Source organism: Actinoplanes sp. NPDC051343, assembly GCF_044455125.1.
Classification (GTDB): domain Bacteria; phylum Actinomycetota; class Actinomycetes; order Mycobacteriales; family Micromonosporaceae; genus Actinoplanes.
The window spans coordinates 289,536-315,069 of the sequence record NZ_JBITEL010000014.1 but is presented as its reverse complement, the minus strand read 5'-3'; the positions used below and the strand labels follow the sequence as shown (position 1 = coordinate 315,069).

The window sequence follows — 25,534 nt, the reverse complement described above, 5'->3', positions numbered from 1 at the left end:
ACAACCGCCGAATCAACCCCGAAGAACTGCCAGACCTCCTCCCACACCGACGCGAACACCGGAAACGCCTCGCACAGCTCCCGGCCCATCCCGGCACGCTGCGAACCCTGGCCCGAGAACAACACGGCCAGGCCGCCGCCACCACGACCGGAGACCCCTACTACCGACCCCAGACCCGCCCCCAACTCACCCACGTCCGACGCCACCACGGCGGCGCGGCAGTCGAGCAGCGTCCGGGTGGCGACACTCGACCAGGCCAGCTCGGCCAGGTCGGCGTCCGGCCAGGCGCGCAACCGCCGCGCCTGCCGCTCCAGGGCGTCCGGGTCGGTCGCGGAGAGGAAGACCGGCACCGGCACCGGCACCGGCGTCGCCGCGGGGGCCACGTCGGTAGGTGCGGATTCCTCGATGATCACGTGGGCGTTGGTGCCGGAGATCCCGAACGAGGACACTCCCGCGCGCCGCGGCCGTTCGGCCGCCGGCCAGGGCACCGGTTCCCGCAGCAGCGCGACGTTGCCGGCCGACCAGTCCACTTTGGAGGAAGGCGAGGACGCGTGCAGCGTCCGCGGAAGGCGCCCGGTCCGCATCGCCATGACCATCTTGATGATCCCGCCGATGCCGGCCGCCGATTGCGTGTGCCCGAGATTCGACTTGAGCGACCCCAGCCACAGCGGCGCCCCGGTGCGCCCGATGCCGTACGCGCCGATCAGCGCCTGCGCCTCGATCGGATCGCCGAGCGTGGTCCCGGTGCCGTGTGCCTCCACGGCGTCCACGTCGTGGTTGGTGATCCCCGCGTCGGCCAGCGCCGCCCGGATGACCCGCTGCTGGGCCGGGCCGCTGGGTGCGGTGAGCCCGCTGCTGGCGCCGTCCTGGTTGACCGCGCTGCCCCGGACCAGGGCCAGAACCGGATGCCCAAGCCGCTCGGCGTCCGTGAGCCGCTCCAGGACGAGCAGCCCGGCTCCTTCGCTCCAGCCGGTCCCGTCGGCGTCGTCGGCGAACGACCGGCACCGGCCGTCCGCCGACAGCCCCCGCTGCTCGCTGAAGTCGACGAACGCCTCGGGGGTGGCCATCACCGCGACGCCGCCGACCAGGGCCAGCGCGCAGTCCCCGCGCCGCAGCGCCTGAGCCGCCCAGTGCAGTCCGACCAGCGACGACGAACAGGCCGTGTCCACGGTGACGGCCGGCCCCTCCAGGCCGAGGGTGTACGCGATCCGCCCGGACAGCAGGCTCCCCCCGTTGCTGCCCGTGCCGTAGTCGTGGTACATGCCGCCGACGAACACTCCGGTGTCGCTGCCCTGCAACGAGCCCGGGGCGATCCGGGCCCGTTCGAGCGCCTCCCACGCCAGCTCGAGAAGGATCCGTTGCTGCGGGTCCATCAGCCGGGCCTCGCGCGGGCTGATCTGGAAGAACGGCGCGTCGAAGTCACCCGGCCGGTCGAGGAAGCCGCCCCCGCGGACGTACGTGCGTCCCGGCGCACCCGGCTCCGGATCGTAGATCCCGTCGAGGTCCCAGCCGCGGTCGACGGGGAACGGCCCGATCGCGTCGCGCCCCTGGGCGACCAGCTCCCACAGTTCCTCGGGCGAGGTGACCCCACCCGGGTAACGGCAGGCCAGGCCGACGATGGCGAGCGGCTCGTGAGCACGGCGCTCCCGATCGGCGTTGCGCTCCCGCTCGGCCCGCAGGTCGGCGGTTGCCCGCTTCAAGTAGTCGAGCAGCTTCGCCTCGTTGCTCACCAGTGCCACTCCACTCGTTCAGGGGCCGGGCCGACACCGTCCGTCCGGTTGCTCAGTCGAGCCCGGCGGTGGTCAGGATCACCCGCATGCGGTGCTCGGCCAGGGCGGGTTCGGGGAAGAGGCCGAGCTGGTCGCCGAGCTGGTAGGCGCGGGCGAGGTGTGGCACCGAGCGGGCCGCCTGCTCACCCCAGATCATCCGGAAGTGGCTCTGGTGCCCGGCCAGCCAGGCGAGGAACACGAAGCCGGTCTTGTAGAACCGGATGTTCATGCCGGGGCCTTTGAAGAGGTGGCCGGAGAGCTCGACGGACGGGTCCAGCAGGCGACGGAAGCCCTCGACGTCGCCGTCGTCCAGCAGGTGGATCGCGTCGGCGGCCAGACCGGCCAGCGGGTCGAGCACACCGAGCAGCGCGTCGCTGTGCGTCGTGCCGTCGCCGGCGATCAGCTGGGGGTAGCTGAAGTCGTCGCCGGTGTAACAGCGGACGCCCTCGGGCAGCTTGCCGCGTAGTTCGATCTCGCGCTCGATCGGCAGCGGCGCGACCTTGACGCCGTCGATCTTCGCCGCGTTGGCCCGCACGATGTCCAGGAAGTTCGCCATCGCGGTCTCCGGATCGGCGCTGCCCCAGTAGCCGGCCAGCGCCGGGTCCCACTCGGGGCCGACCCAGTGCAGGATCGCCGGCCGCGAGGCGTTGCCCAGGAGCTTGCCGTAGACGGCCGCGTAGTCCTCGGCCGACGTGGCGCCCGCCGCCAGCTGACGGCTGGAGAGGATGACGGCCTGCGCCCCGGCCTCGTCGACGAGCTCCAGCTGCTGCTCGTACGCCGCGGTGACGGCCGCCAGGTCGGTGGTCGCGGGGTCGATCTGGTCGGTCCAGACCCCGGCGGTCAGCCGGCCTCCGGCCGCGGCCGCCTCGGCACCGCTGCGCCGGATCAGCTCGGACGCGAGTCCCCAGTCGAGGCCCATGCCCCGCTGGGCGGTGTCGAGGGCCTCACCGACCACGAACCCCTCGGACCACAGATGCCGGCGGAAGGCCAGGGTGGCGTCCCAGTCGACGAGGGGGGTGCCGAACGGCTCGTTGGCGGCGAGCGGGTCGACGACCACGTGAGCGGCGGCGACCGCCACCCGGCTGCGGAACGGCCCGTCGGCCGGCACGCGCTCGCGCGGCGCGTTCCGCGGCGTGTACGCGGTGAGCTTGCCGTCCTGATCAGGCAGTTTGATCACAATTCGGCCCTCGCTTCTGGTGTGCCGGCGAATAGATCCGTGGGCTTCGACGATATCGAGCGAAGAACTTTTCCGAGCCCCTAGAAATCCCCTATCAAGGCCACGCCGGTCCGCATTTAGGGGGTCGTTACCGGTGCCCCCCGCTCGGGCCTTTTGCCAGGATGACAGCAGCCGGATCGGACGGCGAACCAGGGAGGCAGGGCATGGAAATCACCCCGATGTCGCTGAGCAACGCGTTTCGGATCCGGCCGCAGAAGATTGCCGATCAGCGCGGCGTATTTTATGAGGCAGTACGCGCCGACGCCATTTCGGAGAGAATCGGATATCCGTTCACCGTGGCCCAGGCGAATTATTCGGTGTCGCACAAGAACACACTGCGCGGCATTCACGGGACCGCGCTTCCGCCCGGCCAAGCCAAGCTGGTCACGTGCGTCCGCGGCGCGGTTCTCGACGTCGTCGTCGACCTGCGCGTCGGCTCGCCGACGTTCGGCGAGTTCGAGGTGACCCAGCAGGACGAGGACTCCGGCGTCGCGGTCTATCTCGCCGACGGGCTGGGACACGCCTTCCTGGCCCTGACCGAGATGGCGTGCATGAGCTACATCTGCTCGACCGAATACATCCCGGGCACCATGATCGACATCAACGCGCTCGACCCGGAACTCGGTCTGCCGTGGGGCCTGACCGAGCCTCCGATCCAGTCGGAGAAGGACGCGGCGGCACCGACCCTGCGCGAGGCGGCCGCGGCGGGGCTGCTCCCCACGTACGAACAGTGCCTCCAGGCCTATGCGGGCGTACTGCCTCAGCGCATCGCGTGAGGCGTCCCCCGGACCGCCTCCACCAGCGCGGCCTGCCGCACCAGAAGGTCGTCGCGGGTCGCGTCCCGGGTGGTGCGGCCGATGACGGCGTCGGCGAAGGCCCGGAACGCCTCGGCGAACTGGTCGGCCGGGGCCAGCCCGATCTCCCGGTGCCCGCCGGCGCCGTCGATCACGATCACCGGTTCGTGTTTTTCGAGGGGCGTGAAGACCCGGTCGAGACGGAGCGTCCCCCGGGTGCCGTGCAGCTCGTACGCGTTGCGATAGGTGTCGTCGAGTCCGAAGAAGAGCGCCGCGGACACCCCGCCCGGCGCCTCCACCAGAGCGGTCCCGCCGAGGTCGACGCCGTACGCCCGATCGTGGCGCAGAACCGCACCGGCCACCCGCAGTTCGGGGCCGAGCAGGTGCAGTGCCGCCCGGATCGGATAGACGCCCGCGTCGAGCAGCGCTCCCCCGCCCAGGTCGGCGCGTAGGCGAATATCGCCCTCGGGCCGGGCCGGCACGGTGAAGGCGAACGTGGCCGCCCGCAACTCGCCGATCGCGCCACCGGCCACCAGCCGCCGCACCTCCTCGTGCTGCGGATGGTGCAGGAACGCGAAATCCTCCCACAGCACCCGGCCGGCGGCTCGGGCCAGCCCGGCCAGCCGCGACGTGTCGGCGACCGACGTCGAGAGCGGCTTCTCGGCCAGGACGTGCTTGCCCGCCGCGAGCGACCGTTCGATCCACTCGGCGTGCAGGCCGGGCGGGAGAGGGATGTAGACCGCGTCGACGTCGTCCCGGGCCAGCAGCGCGTCGTAGCCGGTCAGCGGCTCACCACCGAAGCGGCCGGTGAAGCCGGCGGCCTTCCGACCGTCGCGGCTGGCCATCGCGACCAGGTCGAAGCGCCCCGCCTCGGCCAGCGCCGGCAACGTCCGCCGCCAGGCGATGTCGGCGCAGCCCAGCACGCCGATCCGGACGCGGTCAGGACTCGTCATCGTCGCTTCCGGCGCACCACAGGCTGTGCACGCACACCAGCGCGCTGCGCAACTCGACGTTGAGATAGTTGCCGTGCGGCATCAGCATGGTCAGCTGCCGGAGGGTCACCCACAGGTAGCCGTCCGGTGCCTCGTCGGGCACCGCTTCGTCGGCCTCGGCCACCACGTACCGATTGACCGCGTGATAGAAGCGGCCGCCCTCCTCGGACTGCACCGCGTCGTAGTGCAGCCGGCCGGCGGGCACGGCGAGCAGCCAGTCGAGGAACGCGGGGCGGGTGCCGGGCTCGGCGTCGCGGTAGTTGTCCGGCTGGCAGTGCACGGACGGGCCCAGCTCGGCCACCACCGCGGCGCCCGCCTCGACCCGGGCCTGCACCAGCACGTGCGCGACCCCGCGGTGCCGCTTCACCAGCAGGCCGACCAGCCCGGGCCGCGCCGGGGCCAGCAGCGGTTGCCCCCAGCTGCGGACCTCGCGGTTGCTGGCGCGTACGTCGACTCCGATCACCGAGAAGAAGCGGCCGTCCCGGCGGGCGATCCGCTCGTCGTCGCGGAACCATTCGCCGCCCAGGACGGCATCGAGCGGAATGCGCTGCTGGATCAACTCGTGCTGCGCCCGCATCCCGGTGAGCCAGCTCAGCACCTGGCCGTCGGGGTGCAGCGGCTCCGCCTCGCGCGACATCGACCGTCGTAGCGAGGCCGCGAACCCCTCGCCGGCCGGGGCCTCCGGCGGCAGCGGGATGCAGGACACGACCGTACGGGAGTCCATGTTCACGACGTTCTCCCGGCGCAGCAGCCCGAGGATCTGACCGAGGGTGAGCCAGCAGAAGTCGTCGTCGACGGCGACGTCGTCGCTGGTCTCCACGACGATGTTGCGGTTGCGCTTGTGCAGGAACCAGGACCCCTGCTCGGACTGGAGCGAGTCGACGAGAACGCGATGCCGGCCCGGGGCGAAGAACTCGAGGTACTTGATGGCGGCGCCGCGGTGGACGCCGGTGTAGTTGCTGCGGGTGGCCTGTACGGTCGGCGACAGCTGCACGATCGTGGCATTGCCCGGCTCCATCTTGGCCTGCATCAGGAAGTGCAGGACGCCGTCGAACTCCTTGGCGAGGATGCCGAGGGTGCCGATCTCGGGCTGCAGGATGATCGGTTGCCGCCACTCGGCCCGCCAGCCCGGGTCGGTGCGCGCCAGCAGTCCGGCGACGGTGAAGAACCGCCCGCTCTCGTGCCGCAGGTCGCCCGTGCCGTCGTCGAAGTGCCACCCGGGCAGAGCGGTCAGCGGCACACGGTCCACCTCGAAGGCGTTGGCGCCGCAGCGACGCGCGAACCATTCGTCGAAGTGCCCGTCCGGCGCGGTCGGGGTGGCGGGTGTCAGCGCGGAGCGCAGGAACCGCCAGGCCGTCGCGTCGTCACCGATGGCCGGCGTCCGATCGAGGACCGCCACCACCATGCTCGCCTCCAGACCGTGGAACGTCGATGTCAGGGATGGGGGACTTGGTCGCGGCGAAAGCGTATGGACGGTCCGAAGTGGCCGACAACCCCTACCGGCCCCGCCCCGGGCACCCGGCCCGGCGGCCGCGCCCACTACCCGCCCCCTAATTGGGCCGCCACGGGTCGCCCGGTACATCGCCGGCCGGTGGGATGAACGCACCCGCCGCACTCGGCGAAGGGAGAGAAGATGATCACGCTCTGGGGTGCCGAACACGCACGCCGGTACGAGGAGTGCAACGGCGAGACCGGGGGCGGCTGGGAGGACCCGCTGGCCCCGCCCACCCTGCTGCTGACCACCACCGGGCGGCACAGCGGGCGCGAGCACAAGTGCGTCCTGGTCTATCAGCCGAGCCCGGCCGGCCACGTCGTCATCGCCAGCCGGGACGGCCAGGTCAACCACCCCGACTGGTACCACAACCTGACCGCGAACCCGGAGGTCACGGTCCAGGTGATGGCCCTCCGGACGCAGGCCCGTGCGCGGGTCGTGACCGAGGAGCCGGAGCGAAGCGAGTTCTGGCAGCTGATGGTGAAGATCTATCCGGGTTACGACGATCTGCAGGCCCGCACCGAGCGGCAGATCCCGGTCGTCGTGCTCGAGCCGACGCCCGGGGAGGGCCGATGAAAGCACTGATAGTGCCGATGCTGATGAGTACCCACATGACCGAGCTGGTGCCGCTGTCCTGGGCCCTGCGGGCCGCCGGCCACCAGGTGCTGATCGGCGGCGACCCGGACATCGCACCGACCGCCCGCGGCGCCGGACTCAACCTGGCCGAGATCGGTGAGATGGTCGCGCTCGACGAGCAGACCCGGCAGGGCCTGCCGCCGGAGATGTTCCCGCTGGAGGTGCTGGCCAGCCGCACGACCGAGGACGGCAAGGTCTGGTGGGGCCAGGGCGCGGCGGCGCTGGTGCCGAACGCGGCCGCCCAGATCGACGACTTCCTCGCGCTGGCCGCCGACTGGAAGCCGGACGTGGTGATCGGTGACGGCATGTCGCTGCTGGGCTGGCTGGTCGGCTCGGCGGTCGACGTTCCCTTTGTCCGGCAGCTCACCGGGCTGGCCCCGCTCACCGGCCCGTTCTACGACACGGCCCGGCAGATGCTGGCGCCGACCGTCGAGCGCCTCGGCCGGCCGGGGCTCGCCGAGCCCGATCTCACCATCGACCCGGTGCCGGCCAGCCTGCAGTCGGAGGACGCACCGGCCGCCGACATCCGGGTGCGCTACGCGCCGTACAACGGCGCCGGCAACCTGCCCGGCTGGGCCCGGCACCGCCCGGAGAAACGCCGGGTCTGCGTGATCTTCGGCAGCTCGACGCCGATGACCGGGCCGCGTCCCGTGCACAACGTGCTGAAGGCGCTGGGCGACGTGCCGGGGATCGAGGTCGTCGTCACGCTCAGCGCGGAGAGCCACGCGGTCGTCGGCCCCCTGCCGGAGTGGGCGATGCCGGTCGAGCGCATGCCCCTGAACCTGTTCCTGGAGACGTGCGACCTGGTCATCCACCACGGCGGAGCGGGTACCGGCCTGACCGCCACGGCGTTCGGGCTGCCCCAGGTGGTCCTGCCGCAGTGGGGCACCAGCTTCGACTTCGCGCGGCGCCTGGCCGAGGCGGGCGCCGGCTTCTCCTTCCGGAGCCGGGCCGAACAGGACGACATCGACGCCATCCGTACGGCGATCGTGCGCGCGCTGGAGGAGCCCGCGGTCCGCGCGGCCGCCCGGGGCATCCGGGACGAGATGCGATCGCTGCCGCCGATGCACGCCGCCGTCGAGCGGATCGAGAAGCTGGTCTCCAGCGGAGAGGCCGGTCACTGATGCTGCGCCGACTCAGCCTGCTGGCGGCCGCCGCCACGGCCGTACTCATCAACCCGGCGGTGGCCGTCGCGCACCCGGGCCATCGCACGCTGCCACCCGACTCCGCCTTCCAGAAGGTGACGCTCGACGACTTCCCGGGCGAGCCGATCGCCCTCGCCGTCCTGCCCGATCTGCGGGTGCTGCACACCGCCCGCAGCGGCGAGGTCCGGATCCACGAGCCGTCCACCGGACGCAACGTGCTGGCCGCGAAAATCCCGATCTACCAGCACGACGAGGAGGGCGTGCAGGGCATCGCGATCGACCCCGGCTTCAGCCGTAACCACTGGGTCTACATCTACTACTCGCCACCGCTCAACACGCCCGCCGACGATCCGACGACCGGCGCGATCAACGAGGGCGACGCACCGGCCGACGGGACCGACGCCGACTTCGCGCCGTTCAAAGGCGTGATGCGGCTGTCCCGGTTCAAGCTGGACGGGAACACGCTGCAGCTCGGCACCGAGCAGAAGATTCTCGAGGTGGGCACCGACCGGGGCATGTGCTGCCACGTCGGCGGCAAGATCGACTTTGACAGCAAGGGCAATCTCTACCTGTCCACCGGTGACGACAGCAACCCGTACTTCTCGGACGGATTCGCACCGATCGACGAACGCCCGGGCCGCAACCCGGTATTCGACGCGCAGCGCTCGGCCGGCAACACCAACGATCTGCGGGGCAAGCTGCTGCGTATCAAGGTCCGTCCGGACGGCGACTACACCATCCCGAAGGGCAATCTCTTCCCGCCCGGCACACCGAAGACCCGTCCCGAGATCTACGCGATGGGCCTACGCAACCCGTTCCGGTTCGCGGTCGACCGCACCACCGACGTGGTCTACCTCGGTGACTACTCGCCCGACGCCGAGACGGCCGACCCGCTGCGCGGACCGAACGGGCACGGCCGCTGGATGGCGATCGACAAGCCGGCGAACTACGGCTGGCCGTACTGCGCGGCACCCGATCTGCCCTATGTGGACTACGACTTCGCCACCGGCGTCTCCGGAAAGCCGTTCGACTGCGCCCACCTGGTGAACGACTCGCCGCACAACACCGGCCTGCGTAATCTGCCGCCGGTCGAGAAGCCCGAGCTGACGTACGAGAACGGCCCGAGCGCGCGATTCCCCGAGCTGGGCAGCGGCGGCATCGGCCCGATGGGCGGACCAGCGTACCACTACGACCCGCGGAACCCGTCCACCACGAAGTGGCCGGCCGCGTTCGACGGGCTCCCGCTGTTCGGTGAGTGGACCCGGGACTACGTCGAGGCGTTCCACCTGGACCGGCACCACCAGATCACCGGCATGGACGCGCTGCTGCCGTCGTTCGTCTTCGACAACCCGATGGACATGCAGTTCGGCCCGGACGGGTCGCTCTACGTCCTGGAGTACGGCGACGGTTACTTCGCCGAGAACCCCGAGGCCCAGCTGTCCCGGATCGACTACGTCCGGGGCGACCACTCGCCCGTACCGAAGGCGACGGCCAATCCGACGTACGGTCAGGCGCCGCTGACCGTGGCGTTCTCCAGTGCCGGGACGACCGACCCGGACGGCGATGCCCTGACCTACGCGTGGGACTTCGACGCCGACGGTACGGTCGACTCGACGGCACCCGACCCGAGCTGGACCTTCACCCGCAACGGCAACTACCGCCCGACGCTGAAGGTGACCGACAGCAAGGGCCGATCGGCGTCTGCCGAGGTGATCCTGCCGGTCGGCACCCTGGCGCCGCAGCTGACCTTCGTCACGCCGGTGAGCGGCCAGCCGTTCCAATTCGGAGACACCGTCGACTACGAGGTTCACGTGGTCGACGACCAGCCGGTGGACTGCTCGAAGGTGTCCGTGACCTACGTTCTCGGCCACGAGCAGCACGGGCACCCGATGTCCACGTACTTCGGCTGCACCGGCTCGATCACGACGTTCCTGGACGCCGGTCACGTCGGTGCGCATGACCTGACGGCGGTCTTCGTCGCGTCCTACACCGACACCGGCGATCCGCCTCAGACCGGCACCGCCGCGGTCTACGTACCGCCCACCTCCTGATCACGGTGTGAACTCCGCGACGACCGGCATGGTGTGCCGGTCGTCGCGGTCCCGGTTCCGCGGACGGGCATCTATCAGGTAGGGTCAATCTATACATACGTACGATCAGATTGGGGCTTGAGATGGTCAACGCCACCGTCAGCGGCGACAACGCAGCCCTTCGGCTGCAGGGAGTCGGCCGGATCTTCACCGGAACGGGTCAGCCCGTGACCGCCCTCCGTGACGTCTCATTTTCGCTGCGCAGCGGCACCTTCACCTCCATCATGGGCCCCTCCGGATCCGGCAAGACCACGCTTCTCCAGGTGGCCGCCGGCCTCGACCGCCCCACCTCGGGCCAGGTCGTGCTCGACGGCGTCGACCTCACCGGTCTGGGTGAAGCGGCCCTCACCAAACTCCGCCGCCGGCGGATCGGCTTCGTCTTCCAGCAGTACAACCTGCTCCCCGCCCTCACCGTCGAGGAGAACGTGAGCCTCCCGCTCAAGCTCGCCCGCCGCCGCGTCGACCGCGATCTGCGCCGGGCCCTGCTCACCCGGGTCGGCCTCGCCGAGTACCGTGACCGCCGGCCCGGCGAGATCTCCGGCGGTCAGCAGCAGCGAGCCGCCATCGCACGCACGCTGCTCGCCTCGCCCGCGGTGACCTTCGCCGACGAGCCGACCGGTGCGCTCGACCAGGCCAGTGCCCGTGGAGTGCTGCAACTGCTCCGCGAATCGGTGGACACCGACGGGCGTACGGTCGTGATGGTCACCCACGACCCGATCGCGGCGTCCTATGCCGACACCGTCCTCTTCCTGGCCGACGGCCGGCTCGTCGACGAGATGCACAACCCGGTCGCCGAGCAGGTCGCCGCCCGCATCACTCAGCTCGGCGAGACCGCGGCGGGGGTGGCGAGTTGAGCACCTTCGGCCTCTCCCTGCGCACCCTGCGGTTCCGCCCCGGCGGGTACGCGGCGAGCTTCCTCGCGATGTTCCTCGGCGCGATTCTGCTCATGTCGTTCGGCTCGCTGCTCGATACGGCCAATGCCACCGGTGACAGCGGCAGCCAGGAAGCACTGCGGACCCCCGGGTTCATCGTGGTGGGCTGGAGCCTGCCGCTGGTCACGTACGCGGTGGCCGCCATGCTCTCGCTGCATGTCCGGCAGCGGGCCGAGGAACTCGGCCTGCTCAAGCGGCTCGGCGCCACGCCGGGCCAGGTCACCCGGCTGGTGTTCGGCGAGACCGCGGCGCTGACCGTGCTGGCGCTCGCGGCGGCGCTCGTCCCCGGTGCTCTCATCGGCCGCGCCCTGCTGGCCTGGATGATCTCGGCCGACCAGGTCGCCGACGACGTGAAGCACCAGTTCGGCGGTCTCGCCATCGGTTCGGGTGCCGCGGTGAGCGTCGTCGGCGCCCTGCTCGCGGTCGTGTTCACGGCCCGCCGGATCGGCCGGGGCGGGGCCGGGGCCGAGACCGCCGGCCGCCGGACGAAACTCGGCAAGATCCGTGTCATCGCCGCGATCCTGTTTCTGCTGCTCGGCGTGAATCTGGCCGTGGTGACCGCGACCGTCATGCACGGCGCCCCCGGCTCCGACCCGATGGCCACGGCCGGCCAGGCGTCGATCTTCGCGGCGATCGGATTCGCGTTGATCGCGCCGCCCCTGCTGCGCGGGATGACCCGTCTGCTCTCCGGCCTGTTGAGCGCGGCTTCCGGCCCGATCGGCTCGCTGGCCGGCATCAACCTGCGGCGCAACGTCGGCAACCTGTCCAGCGCCGCGATGCCGATCATCATGTTCACCGGCATCGCGGGCGGCACTCTCTACATGGTCGCCACCGACAACGCGGCGCGCGACCGGATCGGTCTGGCCAAGACGGCGTACGACCGCAACGTGGAGGCCACCAACCTCATCGTGATCGGCATGCTCCTGCTGTTCGCGGCCCTGATGGTGGTAAACACGCTGGCCGCCGCCACAGTCGATCGGCGCCGCGAGTTCGGCCAGCTCCGCCTCCTCGGCACGACGCCTGCTCAGCTGATCGGCATGGTGGCGGGCGAATCACTGGCCCTGACCCTCGCGGGCGCCTTCTACGGGCTGATCGCGGCCGCGTTCACGTTCCTGCCCTACGCGTACGCCAAGGAGATACACCCCGCCGGCGGCATCGGGATCTACCTGGGCATCCTCGGCACGGCCGCCCTCATCTCCATCGCTTCGACGGTCGTGGTGACGCTTCACAACCTGCGCCGCCCGGCGGCCGCCGCGGCCGTCGCCTGACCGTGAGCTCCGGCGTTCTCCCCCGGACGCCGGAGCTCACTCCCCGTTCCGCCGGACGGCGTCGGCGATTAGCTCGCCGATGAGCACGGCGGTGGCGGCCGGGCCACGCTGCGGCGCGTCGGGCAGCAGGGAGGTGTCGGCGATCCGGAGGCCTGCCACGCCGTGCACCCGGCCGTGCTGATCCGCGACGCCGTCGTCCGGGGGTCCCATGGGCGCGGTGCCGCAGGTGTGCTGCGAGGTTCCGAGATGGCTCCGGATCCAGTCGTCCAGCGCGTGGTCATCGCGGAGAACCGCAGGCCCGGGCTCGAGCAACCGCCCGGGCGACGGCATGGCGCCCACGATGCCGGCGGTGACCCGCGCCGCTTCCCGCAGACGACCGAGGCTTCCCCGGCTACCGAGATAGCCGTAGTCGATGAACGGCGGCCGGTCCGGATCGGCCGAGCGAAGCCGCAGCGTACCGCTCCGGACGGGCGTCTGATCGGAGACCAGGAACGCCGGCGGGCCGTCGGCCGGACCGCTCGAAAGCGACGCCATGGGCACCAGCGACTGCAGGATCTCCAGGTTGCCCTGGTGGCCGGCGGCGTCGCTCGAATCGAGGTGCAGACAGCCACCGAGCCAGGTGCCGTCCGGTGGGGCGTGGTCATACCGCGGCTGCCACTCCAGCACCAGCTGAGGATGGTCGCTGAAGCGGGTGCCGACGGCCGGGGCGTCGCGAATCACCGGGATCCCCAGGCGCTCGAGCTCGGCCCGCGGTCCGATGCCCGACAGCAGAAGCAACTGGGCCGTGGCGAACGCGCCGGCGCAGACCACGACCGTACGGGCCTCGACGGTGCCACGTGAGGTGGCGACACCGGTGACGCGGCGGCGCTCGGTGAGGATCCGGTTCACCCGGCACTCGCCGATGACGGTGAGGTTGGGCCGCGCCCGCACGTCGGCGCTCAGATACGAGAGGCCGGTGTTGCGCCGGATCCCGGCCTCGATATTGCAGGGCACCGGTCCGAAACCGGGCAGCCCCTGATCGTTCTTGTCCGTCTCGGCCGGAAATCCCGAGGCCGCGGCGCTCTGCCGGAACGCCGCGGCCGCCGGATGGTCCAGACCGGACCGGCGGATCAGCATCGGACCGTCGTGCCCGTGCAGGTCTCCGTCCGGATGGTCGAGGTCGGACTCCATCCGCCGCAGAAACGGCAGCACCCGCTCGTACGCCCACTGCGGGTTGCCCGCCGCCGACCAGCGAGCGAAGTCCTCGCGCCGGGCGCGGACGAAGTAACCGCCGCTGACCGTCGTCGAGCCGCCGAGAATCCGGCCCCGGGGAACCGCCCAGGGCCGTCCCGGCGCGAGGTTGACCGGGTAGCTGACCGTGGCCGGGTGCCCGGGCTGCGCTCCCGGGATCCGGCGGGCGTCGAGCAGCCCGGGTGCGATGTCGAGCGGCCCCGCCTCGAGGACGACGACCCGTGCGGCGGGGTCCTCGCTCAGGCGGGCCGCCAGCGCGGCACCGGCCGCCCCGGCACCGACCACGACGATGTCATGCCTCATCGCGGAACTCGCGGAAACCGGTCGCCAGCTGCCGGAACGAGAAGTCCAGCAGCGCGGCGAGGTCGGCGGTCTCGTCGTCGAGCCACAGTTCGTACGCGGTCACACTGGTCGCCAGCGCCACGTTGCCGATCAGCCGCGGCACCGCGCCGGTCACCTTCTGCCCGAGCCGAGCGGCCACGAATTCGGTGATCAGCGCCTGCCAGGAGTGGTAACGCAGCGTCGAGTCGGCGCGCAGGGCGGGCACCCGCAGAATCAGTTCCATCCGTCGCCGGTGCCACGGCACGACCTCGGGGTCGAACCGGTTGAACTCGATCACCGCCTCGCGCAGCGCGTCCATCATCGGGACTTCGGCCGGCACCGCGGCGAGCAGCGAGCGCAGGCCGGTCAGATGGTCCTCGAAGTCGCCCCACACCAGGTCGTTCTTCGAGGCGAAATACCGGAAGAAGGTGCGGCGGCCGATGCCTGCGGAGGCGGCGATGTCGTCGATCGTGGTCTCTTCGAAACCGTGCCGTTCGAACAGGGCGAACCCGATCCGCTCCAGCTCGGCCCGGGACGCGACCCGCGGGCGTCCGCTTCGAACCGCCGGCGGATCGTCCGCGCCGGTCGCCGGTTTCGCCACGCTGTCTCCACTCCGTCGCCGATCGTCCGGAAAATCTCCGTCCGCGCCTTCCATTTTGGCACCGCATGCCATTAGCCTCGAAGCCAGGTCTCCCGGGCTGAGGAGGAATCATGAACGAGCAAACTGATCTTGCCGACCCGCCCGACGCCGGCGACACCGGCCCCGAGCATCCTCCGGTCGAGCCTCTCATCGAGGACGACGACCTGGTCGAAGAGGTCTCCATCGACGGCATGTGCGGCGTCTACTGACGATCCGGATGCCTACGCCACCGGACTTCGATCTGGACCGCGCCTGGGACCTGCATCCGCAGGTCTCGGTGCGGCCCGAGCCCTTCGGCGCGCTGCTCTACCACTTCGGCACCCGCAAACTGTCCTTTCTCAAGGATCCGGCGCTGCTCGCCGTCGTCCGCGGCCTCGCGGCCGCGCCGACCGCGCGAGCGGCCTGCCGGGCAGCCGGGGTCGGCGACGACGACATCACCCGTTACGCACGGGCGCTGACCACGCTCGCGCGCTCATCCATGATCACCGAACGGAGGCCGGCCGCATGACGGTACGCCCCGAGCGCCTGGTGGACCTGTTCACGTACGGCCTCGACGCTCCGATCTGCCTGACCTGGGAGCTCACCTACGCCTGCAACCTGTCCTGCACCCACTGCCTGTCCAGCTCCGGACGCCGGGACCCGCGTGAGCTCACCACCGCGGAGGCCAAGGCCGTCATCGACGAGCTCGAGGCCATGCAGGTGTTCTACGTCAACATCGGCGGCGGGGAGCCGACCGCCCGCGCCGACTTCTGGGAGCTGCTCGACTACGCCACGGACCACCACGTGGGGGTGAAGTTCTCGACCAACGGCGTCCGGATCACGCCGCCGGTCGCCCGGCGGCTGGCCACGAACGACTACGTCGACGTGCAAATCTCGCTCGACGGGGCGACCGCCGAGGTCAACGACGCCGTCCGCGGGCGCGGCTCGTACGCCACGGCACTGCGCGCGATGGGCCACCTGGCCGACGCCGGTATGCGCGACTTCAAGCTCTCCGTGGTCTCCACCCGGCACAACATCCCGCAGCTGGACGCGTTCAAGGAGATCGCCGACCGATACCACGCTCAGCTGCGGCTGACCCGGCTGCGCCCCTCGGGTCGCGGCGCCGACGTCTGGGACGACCTGCACCCGCGGCCCGGCCAGCAGCGCGAGCTCTACGACTGGCTGGTCGCGCACGGCGACGGCGTCCTGACCGGCGACTCGTTCTTCCATCTGTCCGCGTTCGGTGACCCGCTTCCGGGGCTCAACCTGTGCGGCGCGGGCCGGGTGGTCTGCCTGATCGATCCGGTCGGCGACGTCTACGCCTGCCCGTTCGCGATCCACGACGAGTTCCGGGCCGGCAACGTCCGCGACGTGGACGGCTTCGCCGGGGTGTGGCGTGACTCGGCCCTGTTCCGGCGGCTGCGCGAGCCGCAGCAGGGCGGGGCGTGCTCTTCGTGCTCCTTCTACGACAGTTGCAAGGGCGGGTGCATGGCGGCCAAGTTCTTCACCGGGCTGCCTCTGGACGGGCCGGATCCGGAATGCGTTCAGGGCCACGGCGAGTCGCTTCTGGTCAACCGGGGCCGCGTCCCCAAGCCGTCCGGCGACCACTCGCGCCCGGCCGTACGCCTGACGCTGTCCCGCCGCGACGATCTCGCGCATCCCCCGGTCAGCGCGTGCGAGGAGTCGCCACTGGCCGGCGCGGACCTCCGCTGATGCCGTGGCGTAACCCCTGGTTCGAGACCGTGGCCGAGGCCCAGCGCCGGGCCCGGAGGCGTCTCCCGTCCGTGGTCTACGACTCCCTGCTCGCCGGGTCGGAACGCGGCCGCACCGTCACCGACAACGTCGGCGCGTTCGCCGAACTCGGTTTCGCGCCCCGCGTCGCCGGCCAACACGCGAAGCGTCGCCTGACCACGACCGTGCTCGGCCTGCCGGCGTCGATGCCGGTGCTGATCTCACCGACCGGGGTCCAGGCCGTCCACCCCGACGGCGAGGTCGCGGTGGCTCGCGCCGCCGCCGCCCGAGACGTGATCATGAGCTTGAGCCTGTTCGCCTCCCGGCCGATGGAGGAGGTCGTGGCGGTCAACCCGCGAACCGCCTTCCAGGTCCACTGGATCGGCGGCCGCGACCGGATGCGGGACCTCGTGCGGCGGGCGCGGGCCTCCGGATGCCGGGCACTCATCGCCACTCTCGACTGGTCGTTCTCCCACGGCCGGGACCATGGCAGCCCGGCCATCCCGGAGAAGGTCGACCTCCGGACCATGCTCCGATCGGCCCCCGGTGTGCTGCCGCATCCCGGCTGGCTGTGGAGTTTCGCCCGGGCCGGCCGCCGGCCCGATCTCACCGTGCCCAACCTCGCCGTCGCCGGGGGTGCCGCTCCGGCCTTCTTCGGCGCCTACCGGGAGTGGATGCGGACCCCGCCGCCGACCTGGGACGACATCGCCTGGCTGGTCCGGGAGTGGGACGGGCCGTTCCTGCTCAAGGGCGTCAGCCGGGTCGACGACGCGCGGCGCGCGGTCGACGCGGGCGTCACCGCGTTGTCGGTGTCCAACCATGGTGGCAACAACCTCGACACCACCCCGGCCACGATCCGGCTGCTGCCCTCGATCGCCGAGGCGGTCGGCGGCCACGTCGAGGTGCTTCTGGACGGCGGCATCCGGCGCGGCGGCGACGTGGCGAAGGCTCTGGCCCTCGGCGCCCGGGCGGTGCTGATCGGCCGGGCGTACCTCTGGGGCCTGGCCGCCAACGGCCAGGCCGGCGTCGAGAACGTCCTGGACATCATCCGGGGCGGCCTCGACTCGGCCGTGCTCGGACTGGGCCACTCATCCGTCGCCGACCTGGGCCCGGACGACCTTTTCGTCCCGCCGGGCTTCACCCGGACCGCGGGGGCCGGCCGATGACCGCGCTCGCCCGTACGGTCTGGCCGCGGGTGCCCACGCCGGGCGCTCTCGTGCTGGTGCCGGTGGGCTCGACCGAACAGCACGGCCCGCACCTGCCACTCACCACGGACACCGTCATCGCCCGCGCCGTCGCCGACCGGGTCGCGTCCTGCCTGCCGGGCCCGGTGCTGGTCACCCCCGCGATCAGTTTCGGCAACAGCGGCGAGCACGCGGACTTCCCGGGCACGATCTCCATCGGTCACGACGCGTTGCGGCTCGTCCTGGTCGAGACCGTACGCTCACTGGCGCTCTGGGCGAGCCGGATGGTCTTCGTCAACGGCCACGGCGGCAACGTCCGTACGCTCGACGACGCCGTACCGGCCATGCGCGCCGAAGGTCACGCCGTCGCCTGGACGCCCTGCGTGTTCCCCGGTGGCGACGCGCATGCCGGCCGGTCCGAGACCTCGGTCATGCTGCACCTCGCTCCGGAGGAGGTCCGTCGGGCCGACGCGGCCGCCGGCAACACCCGCCCGCTCGACGATCTGATGCCGCGGCTGGTGGCCGAGGGCGTTCGCGCGGTCGCGGCGAACGGCGTGCTCGGTGACCCCAGCGGCGCCGGTGCGGCGGAGGGCCGGGCATTGCTGGAGGCGCTGGTCGGCATGACGGCCGACCGCGTGGCGGCCTTCGATCCGGACTCCCGGGGCCGGCTGGGATGATGCTGCCGGACGGCTTCGTCGTCGTTCTCGACCAGCGGACCCGAGTCGTCGACCGGGGTCGTGCCCTGCTCGGCGGCGCGCCCACCACCCACCTGATCCGGCTGACGCCGCGGGCCCGGGACCTGTTCACCGGCCGGACTCTGCGGGTCCGCGACCGGGCGACCGCCCGGCTCGCCGATCGCCTCCTCGAACTGGGAATCGCGCATCCGCACGTCGATGAGGTGCCGCCGTACCCCGATCCCCGATGTACGTACGTCATCCCGGTGCGCGACCGCCCCGGGCCGCTCGATCGCCTGCTGGCCGGCATCGGCAGGGGTGAGGAGGTGATCGTGGTGGACGACGCCTCGGCCGACCGGGCCGGCATCGCCGCGGTCGCCGCACGGCACGGTGCCCGCCTGATCGCTCTGCCCCGCAACGCCGGGCCGGCCGGGGCTCGTAATGCGGGCCTGCGGCAGGTCCGAACGCCGTTCGTGGCGTTCGTCGACTCCGATGTCGTGCTGGCCGCCGACACGGTGCCGACGCTGCTCAAGCACTTCCACGACCCGCGCGTGGCGGTGGCGGTCCCCCGGATCACTGGGCTGCGCACGACCGGGCCCCGGACCTGGATCGAACGGTACGAGAACTCGCGCGGCTCCCTCGACCTGGGCGCGCGGCCCGCGTCGGTGCGCCCGGGATCGTACGTCTCCTGGGCCTCCACCGCCTGCTCGGTCGCCCGCGTCGCGGCGATCGGTGACGGCTTCGACGAGAGCATGCGGATCGCCGAGGACGTCGACTTCGGCTGGCGGGCGGTCGCCCGGGGCGGGCGCGTCCGATTCGAGCCGTCGGTCGCCGCGGCACACGAGCACCGGGCCGGGTTCGGCGACTGGTTCGTCCGCAAACTCCAGTACGGCACCGGTGCGCACCCCCTGGCCGTACGGCATCCGCGATCCGTGGCCCCGGCGATCGTCGCGCCGTGGAGCGCCGCTCTGACCGTGGCGCTGCTCGCCCAGCGCCGGTGGTCGTTGCCCGTGGCGGCGGTGATCGGCGGGATGACCGCGGTCCGGATCGCCCGCCGGCTGGACGTCGAGGGATCGGCCGGTCTGGCCCTGCGGCTGACCGCCGGCGGCGCGGCCGGCACATTGTTACAGACCGGCGCCCTGATCACCCGCCACTGGTGGCCGGCCGCCGCCGTGGGCTGCTTGTTCTCCCGGCGGGTGCGGCGGGCGGCCGCGGTGGCCGCCGTCGCGGACGTCGTGCTGGAGCGGGCGAACGGCCGTATCGACCTGGACCTTCCTCGCTTCTGGCTGGCGCACCGCCTCGACGACCTCGCCTACGGCACCGGCGTGTGGTGGTCGGCGATGCGCGGACGCTCCGCGGCGGCGCTGCTCCCGCGGCTGCGGACGCCGTCCCGGAATCCGTCGGGAACCACGACGTCGCCGCGTTCGATGTCCTGAACCGATGACCGGCCGAGGCCGAGCAGAGTCTCGTCGACGCCCTTGCGCAGGATCTCCAGCACGTTGGTCACGCCGCGCCGGCCGCCGGCGGCCAGACCCCAGAGGTACGGACGGCCGATCATGACGGCCCGGGCGCCCAGAGCCATGGCCTTGACCACGTCGCCGCCGCGGCGGATGCCACCGTCCATCAGCACCTCGACCTGATCGCCGGCGGCGTCCACCACATCGGGCAGGTTGCGGATGCTGGCCGGGGTGGAGTCGAGGTTGTTGCCGCCGTGATTGGACACGGAGATCGCCGTGGCACCGGCGTCGATCGCCCGAAGAGCGTCGTCCGGCCGGGTGATGCCCTTGATCATGAACGGGCCGTTCCACTGTTCCCGCAGCCAGGCCAGATCCTTCCAGGTCGGCGGCGGCGAACCCATCCATTGGCCGTACGCACCGAAGAAGGTGGGTACGTGCGCATCGCGGGCACCCAGGTTGGGCACGCCCAGCTCGGGCCGGTGGCCGCTGCGCAGCCACGACCACAGGTAGCCGGGCCGGGGCAGAACCTGCGGCGCGTACCGCCACATGGCCCGGAGATCGAGCTGGTCCGGGATCCAGGGGCTGCCCCAGTCGCGGCGATGCCCGAAGACCCAGTCCACCGTGACGATCAGCCCGGTGGCCCCGGCCGCACGCGCTCGTTCGGCCCGGGCGAGGATCTCGTCGCGGCCACCCACCCAATAGGACTGGAACAGCAGCTTGCCGGTGGCCCGACCGATGTCCTCCACCGGCGTGGACGCGAACGAGGACAGGCACATGGCGGTGCCGGCGTCGCCCGCCGCCCGCGCGACCGCGAGCTCGCCGTCCGGGTGGACGGCCTGGGCACCGGTGGGCGAGATGAGAACCGGCATGCTGACGTCCAGACCCATCACGGTGGTGCCCAGGCTCCGCGTTGCCGGAAGGTCGGCGACGTGAGGCCGGAAGCGCAACTCGCCGAATGCGGCGACGTTGTCCTCCATGGTCACGCCGGCCTCGGCCCCCGCCACCAGGGCCAGATAGACACCCTTCGGCAGACGCCTCTTCGCCCGCCGCTGAGCCTCGGCCACCGTCTCGAACCAGTCTCGTGTGCTCGCCATGCCGCAGTCGCCTCCCCGCTCCTGAGGAGAGCATACGCGATTTGGCACCAGGTGCCATAACTATCGGCGGCGCCGGCGACTCACTACACCGGAGGAAAGATCTCGACGTAGCCCTCGGCCCCGTGCACCCGGATCCGCTGCCCGTCGGCGATCAGCCGGGTCGCGCCGGCCACGCCGACCACGGCCGGCAGGCCGTACTCGCGGGCGATCACGGCGCCGTGGGTCATCAGGCCGCCGACCTCGGTCACCAGGCCCGCGACCGCGACGAACAGCGGTGACCAGCTGGGGTCGGTGAACGCGGTGACCAGGATGTCGCCCGCTTCCAGGTCTGCGTCGGCCATGTCGAGGATGACCCGGGCCCGGCCCTCGACGGTTCCGGGCGACACCGCCAGGCCGGCCAGCGCGCCCTCCGGTACGTCGTCGCGCCGGTACTCGCCCGAGATGACCTCTCCCTCGGAGGTGATCAGCCGGGGCGGGGTGAGCTGCTGGTACGCGCGGAACTCGTCCTTGCGCCGCTCGATCAGCCCGGCGTCCCAGCCATCGCGCAATTCCTGGAAGGTGAGGTAGAAGGCGTCCTCCCGGTCGGCCAGCCGGCCCGCGGCCACGAGCCGGTCGGCCTCGGCCATCAGGGCCTGCTTGTAGACGAAGTAGCGGGCGATGATGGCGTACTTGGGGTACTCCCGGTAGCCGATGAACGCGCGCAGCCGGTCGATCACGCGTACGGCCTCGGCGGCCCGAGGAGCCGGAAGGCGCCGGAGAATCTCCTGTTTTTTGTTCTCGGCCTTGCGGAGGCCGTCCTCGAAGCGCCGGCGGGCGGCTCCCGGCTCGAAGAGCTTGATGTTGTCGAGGATCAGCGGGGCCAGCGTGGACGGGCGCTCACTCCAGCGTGGCCGGGTGATGTCGATCTCGCCGGCGCAGCGCATGCCGTACCGGTCGAGATAGGCGTGGAAGGCCTCGCGGGGACCGTCCGGCAGGTCGCCTTCGACATCGTCGAGCGCCGACGGAAAGGGCCGGAACGCGTCGGCGACGTCGAGCAGCGCCAGCCCCATCTCGGAGGTGATGTTGCCGGGGGCGGAGAGAGTGAGCGTGTCGGCCGCGTTCCTCTCGCCCAGCCACTCCTCCAGATGGTCGTTGAGCCACCAGGTGGCGCCCATCCCGGCCATGATCGCCTGCATGCTGAGCGGGTCGGCGAGGAGCCGCTTGTGCTCCGCGAACGCCTCGTCCAGGAAGGCGAACAGCTCCGGCCCGGTCCTGCCCTTGATGTCGCGCCGCAGCGCCTCGAGGGACGCCTCGCTGCGGCCGATCAGCTCGGGCACGATGGCGGGGTCGGCCTCGGCCGGGACCGCTCCCCCGGGCATCCGCGGGCGGGCCGCGTCCGGCGCCTCCTCGAGCGGGACGAAGCCGCGCTCGACCACCGTCTCCAGCGCGTCCCGGAACAGCGGATCACCGCGGCCGACCATGTCGAGGAAGGCGCCACGGCCGGACGCCGACGCCAGCTGGCGGGTCGCGTCGACCCACAGCCGGCCGCCCGCCTCGAGCATCGGCGCCATCGCGGTGAGTTGCCACATCGAGATGCCGAGCGGCTTCATGGCGTCGGTCATCATCTGCTGGTGGCCGACCGAGAGGTAGACGCGGTTCTTACCGTCGATAGAGGCCGGAATCAGGAACAGCGTGGTGATCGGGCGGCTCTGCACGATCGCGAAGCCGTCCGCGTCGCGGCACCACTCGATGTCCTGCGGGCGGCCGAAATGCGCCTCGATCCGGCGGCCGAGGCGTACCAGCTCCAAGATCTGACCGTCGGTCAGCACGGATCTTTCGCCGGCGGCAATGATGCCGTCACGCACCCGGTACGCCTCCGGATTGACCAGCCCCGACACAAGGTCCTCGCCCAGCCCCGGCACGGCGTCGACCGTGGCCACCGTGCGGTTGCCGGTTACCGGGTCGGCCGTGAACAGCACGCCGGAGGCCTCCGCAGAAACCATCCGCTGCACGACCACGGACATGCGCACCGACCGGTCGTCGATACCGTTCCGCGACCGGTAGGCCACCGCCCGGTCCGTGAACAGCGACGCCCAGCAGCGGACGACGTGCTCGACGACCGCGGTGGCGCCGCGCACGTTCAGATAGGTGTCCTGCTGGCCCGCGAAGGACGCCGTCGGCAGATCCTCGGCGGTGGCGCTGGACCGCACCGCGTAGGCAGCGGTGGCGTCGACCGCCTCGGCGATCTCCGCGGCGAGATCCGCGGGCATTTCCAGGTCCTCGATCGTGCCGCGGATCGCCCCCGCGTCGACACCCTCGATTGCCGGCGTCACCACCCGCTCGAACGCGGCCGTCGTCACGACGAAGCCGGCGGGCACCCGCACCCCCTCGACCCGCATGAGCGAGCCCAGGCCCGCGCCCTTCCCTCCGACCAGCGCGATCTCCGTCGCATCGGCCAGGTCCATCACGTACTGCTCAACCATGGAAAACCCCCTCCGGCCGACGATTGTGCGCCCGGAGGGGGGTCTTGCGGCAAGCCACTATGTCCGATATATGTTGAGGTGGGGTTACGGGAAGTTGACCAGGTACGAGTTGTTGTTGCTCGAGTTGGCCGCGGCACCCGTGTTGTTGATGATGTGCGAGATGGTGCCGACCCCGCCGAGCGAGACGACCGCCATGTCGTGGAACTTCACTCCGGCGACCGCCGGCACCTCGAACGAGTGAGCCGACGACACCGCGTTGTTGACGTTGAAGAAGCAGTAGCTGCCCAGCCCCCACGCCTCGAACGTGGTGACGTTGTCCGCCACCTTGATCGCCGCGTAGCCGTTCTGGGAGCCGTTCATCCACGCGGCCTGGTTGGGCGGGTCGTACGGCATCTCGTTCTGGAAGAAGATGATCTTGCCGTTGGCCCCGTTCCAGACCACCTCGTTCTTCTGGTAGTGCTCGACGAACAGGCCGGTCGCGAGCACGTTGTCGCCGTTCACGGTCAGGCCGTTGTCGGCCGTGTTCGACGTCCAGCCGATGCCGCTGCCGTGGTCGGCCCGCCACGCCCAGGTGTGGTCCACGATCGTGTTGTTGGTATTGACGACCAGGCTGTTGTTGGCCTTGCCGGCGACCGCGCCGCCGATCCGGAAGAACACGTCCTGGACCGTGGCCGGGTTGGCCGCGTGAGAAACGCCCGACTTGGCCAGGCCGACCTTGAGCAGCGTGTCGCTGTTGGTGGTGCCGGCGTCGAAGAGCAGACCCTTCAGGCGTACGCCGTCCACGTCGGCGACGTCCATCGCGTTGACGCCGCTGTCCGGGATGATCGTCGGGTAGCCGATGCCCAGGACGACCGTGTTGGCCTTGGTCACGTGCAGCGTCTGGTTGACGTGGTAGATGCCGGGGGTGAAGAAGATGTTGCACCCGTTGGCCAGCGCCGTGTTGATCGTGGCCGCCGAGTCACCGGCGTGCGCGACGTAGAAGTTGCTCATCGGTAGCGACGTGCCCGGGGTGCTGCCGCCGGCCCAGCTCGGGCCGCTGGCGTTGGTGCGCAGCGAGGGCAGGAACACCCGGTACTTGCCGGCCGAGTCGATGTAGAGATACGGCACGTCACGCGACACCGGCGTGGTGGCCAGCGTCGTGTAGCGCGGTCCGGCCGCCGCGGTGTTGAAGTTGGTGGCGGGAGCGCCGTTGGTGCCCGAGAACACCATGTTCCAGTTGGAGCCGCTCCAGGAGCCCAGCGTGCTGTCCTTGGTGTACCACTGCTGCTGGGAGGCGGACTCCGTGTTCCCGTCGACCTTCGAGTCGGAGATGTAGCCGCCGCTGGCCCAGCCGTAGCTGGCCGGGTAGAGGTTGAGGCCGCCGATCACGTGGATGCGGCGGAACGGCGCGGCCTGGGCGACGGCCCAGCGGTCGGTGCCGCCGAGCGTGTTGATCGACAGGTTCTCGGCCGAGCGCCAGAAGTTCTGGGTCGCGTTGCCGGCGTCGCTGGCGTTGAACGCGTCGACCGTCACGGCACCGTTGATGCGTACGTCGTCGGGGTTCTGGCCGGCACCGAGGATCGAGGTGTTGAAGCCGATGTTCGCGCCGACGTTGTACGGCGTGGTGCTGGGCTTGAAGATCTCCGCGTCGCGACGGGTCCCGAACTGGGCCGAGTTGGTGTCCTTCTGCGCGTTGAACACGCTGTCCAGGGAGGACTGGATGGCCGCGTCCGACATCGAGTGGTCGTAGACGTGCACGTTCGGCCCGAAGTCCGGCGTGTCGGAGTAGGTCGGGCAGGGGCCGGTGGGCGGGGGCGTCGTCGAGGTACCCACGGTGAACGTCTGGGCGCCGGTGCCGTTGCAGTCCCAGATCTGCAGGCGGGTTCCGTTGGCGGTGGCGCCACTCGGCGCGTCCATGCAGCGGCCGGACTGCGGGTTCTTCAGCGAGCCGTTGGCCTGCTGGGCCCACTGTTGCGCGCCGCTGCCGTTGCAGTCCCAGAGCTGAAGCTGGGTACCGTTGGCGGTGCCCCCGCTCGCCACGTCCAGGCAGCGGCCGATGGTGGTCAGCGCGGTGCCGGTCCAGGTCCAGTGCTGGTCGGCGCTGGTGGTCTGGCAGTCCCAGAGCTGGACCGCCGTGCCGTTGACGCCGGTGTCGTCGCCGCTGACGTCGACGCACTTGCCGGCCGGGCCGGCGATGGTGTTGCCGGTGATCGTGGCGGCCGAGGCGAACTGGTCGGCACCGGCGATGCCGAGTCCGGCGACCACGACCAGCACGAGCGTCGCCAGTAACCCACGGCGGCGCCATCGGGGATGAGTTGTCATGCGGGCCTGCTTCCCTCGGGGAGAGAGCGCTCTCAATAAAGTTTCATAAGTGTTTCTACGATGCTTCAAGAGAGTCAAGGCACCTACCTGCCCGTACACCCGCATCTGCCCGAACCACCGCCGGGCA

At 71.1% G+C, this 25,534-nt stretch carries 20 protein-coding genes and 1 pseudogene; 12 read left to right on the top strand and 9 right to left on the bottom strand.

The features are described from left to right. Together ACIA5C_RS38375 and ACIA5C_RS38370 are read right to left on the bottom strand one after the other, a co-directional pair. A partial coding sequence (locus ACIA5C_RS38375) for a type I polyketide synthase (RefSeq protein ID WP_396064068.1) occupies window positions 1-1,730 on the bottom strand: 1,730 nt, incomplete at its 3' end. A 52-nt stretch (window positions 1,731-1,782) separates the two neighbouring features. Then, window positions 1,783-2,946 (bottom strand): DUF993 family protein, encoded by a 1,164-nt coding sequence (locus ACIA5C_RS38370; RefSeq protein WP_396064066.1) that lies wholly within the window; start codon window positions 2,944-2,946, stop codon window positions 1,783-1,785. Between the two features lie 203 nt (window positions 2,947-3,149). Here ACIA5C_RS38370 and ACIA5C_RS38365 point away from each other — a divergent pair, with 203 nt between their 5' ends. Then, complete coding sequence (locus ACIA5C_RS38365; RefSeq protein WP_396064064.1) at window positions 3,150-3,761, top strand: dTDP-4-dehydrorhamnose 3,5-epimerase family protein; 612 nt, start codon at window positions 3,150-3,152, stop codon at window positions 3,759-3,761. Here ACIA5C_RS38365 and ACIA5C_RS38360 read toward each other — a convergent pair. Both ACIA5C_RS38360 and ACIA5C_RS38355 read right to left on the bottom strand, forming a co-directional pair. Next, complete coding sequence (locus tag ACIA5C_RS38360; protein ID WP_396064062.1) at window positions 3,746-4,732, bottom strand: Gfo/Idh/MocA family protein; 987 nt, start codon at window positions 4,730-4,732, stop codon at window positions 3,746-3,748. The genes ACIA5C_RS38365 and ACIA5C_RS38360 overlap by 16 nt on opposite strands. Next, complete coding sequence (locus tag ACIA5C_RS38355; protein WP_396064060.1) at window positions 4,719-6,176, bottom strand: NDP-hexose 2,3-dehydratase family protein; 1,458 nt, start codon at window positions 6,174-6,176, stop codon at window positions 4,719-4,721. The genes ACIA5C_RS38360 and ACIA5C_RS38355 overlap by 14 nt, the downstream gene beginning before the upstream one ends. Before the next feature lie 228 nt (window positions 6,177-6,404). Between ACIA5C_RS38355 and ACIA5C_RS38350 the strand changes: the two genes are divergently transcribed. From ACIA5C_RS38350 to ACIA5C_RS38330, 5 genes are all read left to right on the top strand, one after another. Further along, window positions 6,405-6,839 carry a nitroreductase/quinone reductase family protein gene (locus ACIA5C_RS38350; protein WP_396064058.1) on the top strand — a complete coding sequence of 145 codons (435 nt, stop codon included), beginning with the start codon at window positions 6,405-6,407 and terminating at the stop codon, window positions 6,837-6,839. Next, window positions 6,836-8,023, top strand: a complete 1,188-nt coding sequence (locus ACIA5C_RS38345; RefSeq protein ID WP_396064056.1) for a nucleotide disphospho-sugar-binding domain-containing protein — start codon at window positions 6,836-6,838, stop codon at window positions 8,021-8,023. Before ACIA5C_RS38350 ends, ACIA5C_RS38345 begins: the two co-directional genes overlap by 4 nt. Then, the gene (locus tag ACIA5C_RS38340; protein ID WP_396064053.1) at window positions 8,023-10,095 is read left to right on the top strand and encodes a PQQ-dependent sugar dehydrogenase; all 2,073 of its coding nucleotides are present in this window, start codon (window positions 8,023-8,025) and stop codon (window positions 10,093-10,095) included. Before ACIA5C_RS38345 ends, ACIA5C_RS38340 begins: the two co-directional genes overlap by 1 nt. A 122-nt stretch (window positions 10,096-10,217) precedes the next feature. Further along, window positions 10,218-10,988: an ABC transporter ATP-binding protein gene (locus ACIA5C_RS38335; RefSeq protein ID WP_396064051.1), complete on the top strand. Its 771-nt coding sequence runs from the start codon at window positions 10,218-10,220 to the stop codon at window positions 10,986-10,988. Then, window positions 10,985-12,334 (top strand): FtsX-like permease family protein, encoded by a 1,350-nt coding sequence (locus tag ACIA5C_RS38330; protein ID WP_396064049.1) that lies wholly within the window; start codon window positions 10,985-10,987, stop codon window positions 12,332-12,334. The genes ACIA5C_RS38335 and ACIA5C_RS38330 overlap by 4 nt, the downstream gene beginning before the upstream one ends. A gap of 36 nt (window positions 12,335-12,370) precedes the next feature. Here the strand turns inward: ACIA5C_RS38330 and mftG are convergent, their stop codons facing one another. Together mftG and mftR are read right to left on the bottom strand one after the other, a co-directional pair. Beyond that, window positions 12,371-13,867, bottom strand: coding sequence for a mycofactocin system GMC family oxidoreductase MftG (gene mftG / locus ACIA5C_RS38325; RefSeq protein WP_396064047.1), 1,497 nt, complete (start codon window positions 13,865-13,867; stop codon window positions 12,371-12,373). Further along, window positions 13,857-14,486, bottom strand: a complete 630-nt coding sequence (gene mftR / locus ACIA5C_RS38320; RefSeq protein ID WP_396064045.1) for a mycofactocin system transcriptional regulator — start codon at window positions 14,484-14,486, stop codon at window positions 13,857-13,859. The genes mftG and mftR overlap by 11 nt, the downstream gene beginning before the upstream one ends. A gap of 110 nt (window positions 14,487-14,596) precedes the next feature. Between mftR and mftA the strand changes: the two genes are divergently transcribed. The 6 genes and pseudogenes from mftA to mftF form a co-directional block, all read left to right on the top strand. After that, window positions 14,597-14,734, top strand: coding sequence for a mycofactocin precursor MftA (mftA, locus tag ACIA5C_RS38315; RefSeq protein ID WP_396064042.1), 138 nt, complete (start codon window positions 14,597-14,599; stop codon window positions 14,732-14,734). Between the two features lie 8 nt (window positions 14,735-14,742). After that, window positions 14,743-15,033, top strand: a complete 291-nt coding sequence (gene mftB, locus ACIA5C_RS38310) for a mycofactocin biosynthesis chaperone MftB (RefSeq protein WP_396064040.1) — start codon at window positions 14,743-14,745, stop codon at window positions 15,031-15,033. Further along, window positions 15,030-16,217: a mycofactocin radical SAM maturase gene (gene mftC / locus ACIA5C_RS38305; protein ID WP_396064038.1), complete on the top strand. Its 1,188-nt coding sequence runs from the start codon at window positions 15,030-15,032 to the stop codon at window positions 16,215-16,217. The genes mftB and mftC overlap by 4 nt, the downstream gene beginning before the upstream one ends. Beyond that, a complete protein-coding gene (gene mftD / locus ACIA5C_RS38300; protein WP_396064036.1) occupies window positions 16,217-17,401 on the top strand; it encodes a pre-mycofactocin synthase MftD in 1,185 nt (394 codons plus the stop codon). The genes mftC and mftD (ACIA5C_RS38300) overlap by 1 nt, the downstream gene beginning before the upstream one ends. Then, on the top strand, window positions 17,398-18,096 hold the full coding sequence (mftE, locus tag ACIA5C_RS38295) for a mycofactocin biosynthesis peptidyl-dipeptidase MftE (protein WP_396064034.1): 699 nt from the start codon (window positions 17,398-17,400) through the stop codon (window positions 18,094-18,096). Before mftD (ACIA5C_RS38300) ends, mftE begins: the two co-directional genes overlap by 4 nt. Further along, window positions 18,093-19,415 (top strand): annotated as a pseudogene (mftF, locus tag ACIA5C_RS38290) (mycofactocin biosynthesis glycosyltransferase MftF); the annotation flags it as partial. The gene mftE and the pseudogene mftF, both read left to right, overlap by 4 nt. Here the strand turns inward: mftF and mftD (ACIA5C_RS38285) are convergent. The 3 genes from mftD (ACIA5C_RS38285) to ACIA5C_RS38275 all read right to left on the bottom strand — a co-directional run bounded on the left by mftD (ACIA5C_RS38285) (window position 19,406) and on the right by ACIA5C_RS38275 (window position 25,407). Next, window positions 19,406-20,644 (bottom strand): pre-mycofactocin synthase MftD, encoded by a 1,239-nt coding sequence (gene mftD / locus ACIA5C_RS38285; RefSeq protein WP_396064032.1) that lies wholly within the window; start codon window positions 20,642-20,644, stop codon window positions 19,406-19,408. The pseudogene mftF and the gene mftD (ACIA5C_RS38285) overlap by 10 nt on opposite strands. Window positions 20,645-20,727: 83 nt before the next feature. After that, complete coding sequence (locus ACIA5C_RS38280) at window positions 20,728-23,106, bottom strand: phosphoenolpyruvate synthase (protein WP_396064030.1); 2,379 nt, start codon at window positions 23,104-23,106, stop codon at window positions 20,728-20,730. An 84-nt stretch (window positions 23,107-23,190) separates the two neighbouring features. Further along, window positions 23,191-25,407: a ricin-type beta-trefoil lectin domain protein gene (locus ACIA5C_RS38275; protein WP_396064028.1), complete on the bottom strand. Its 2,217-nt coding sequence runs from the start codon at window positions 25,405-25,407 to the stop codon at window positions 23,191-23,193. Window positions 25,408-25,534: the final 127 nt, after the last annotated feature.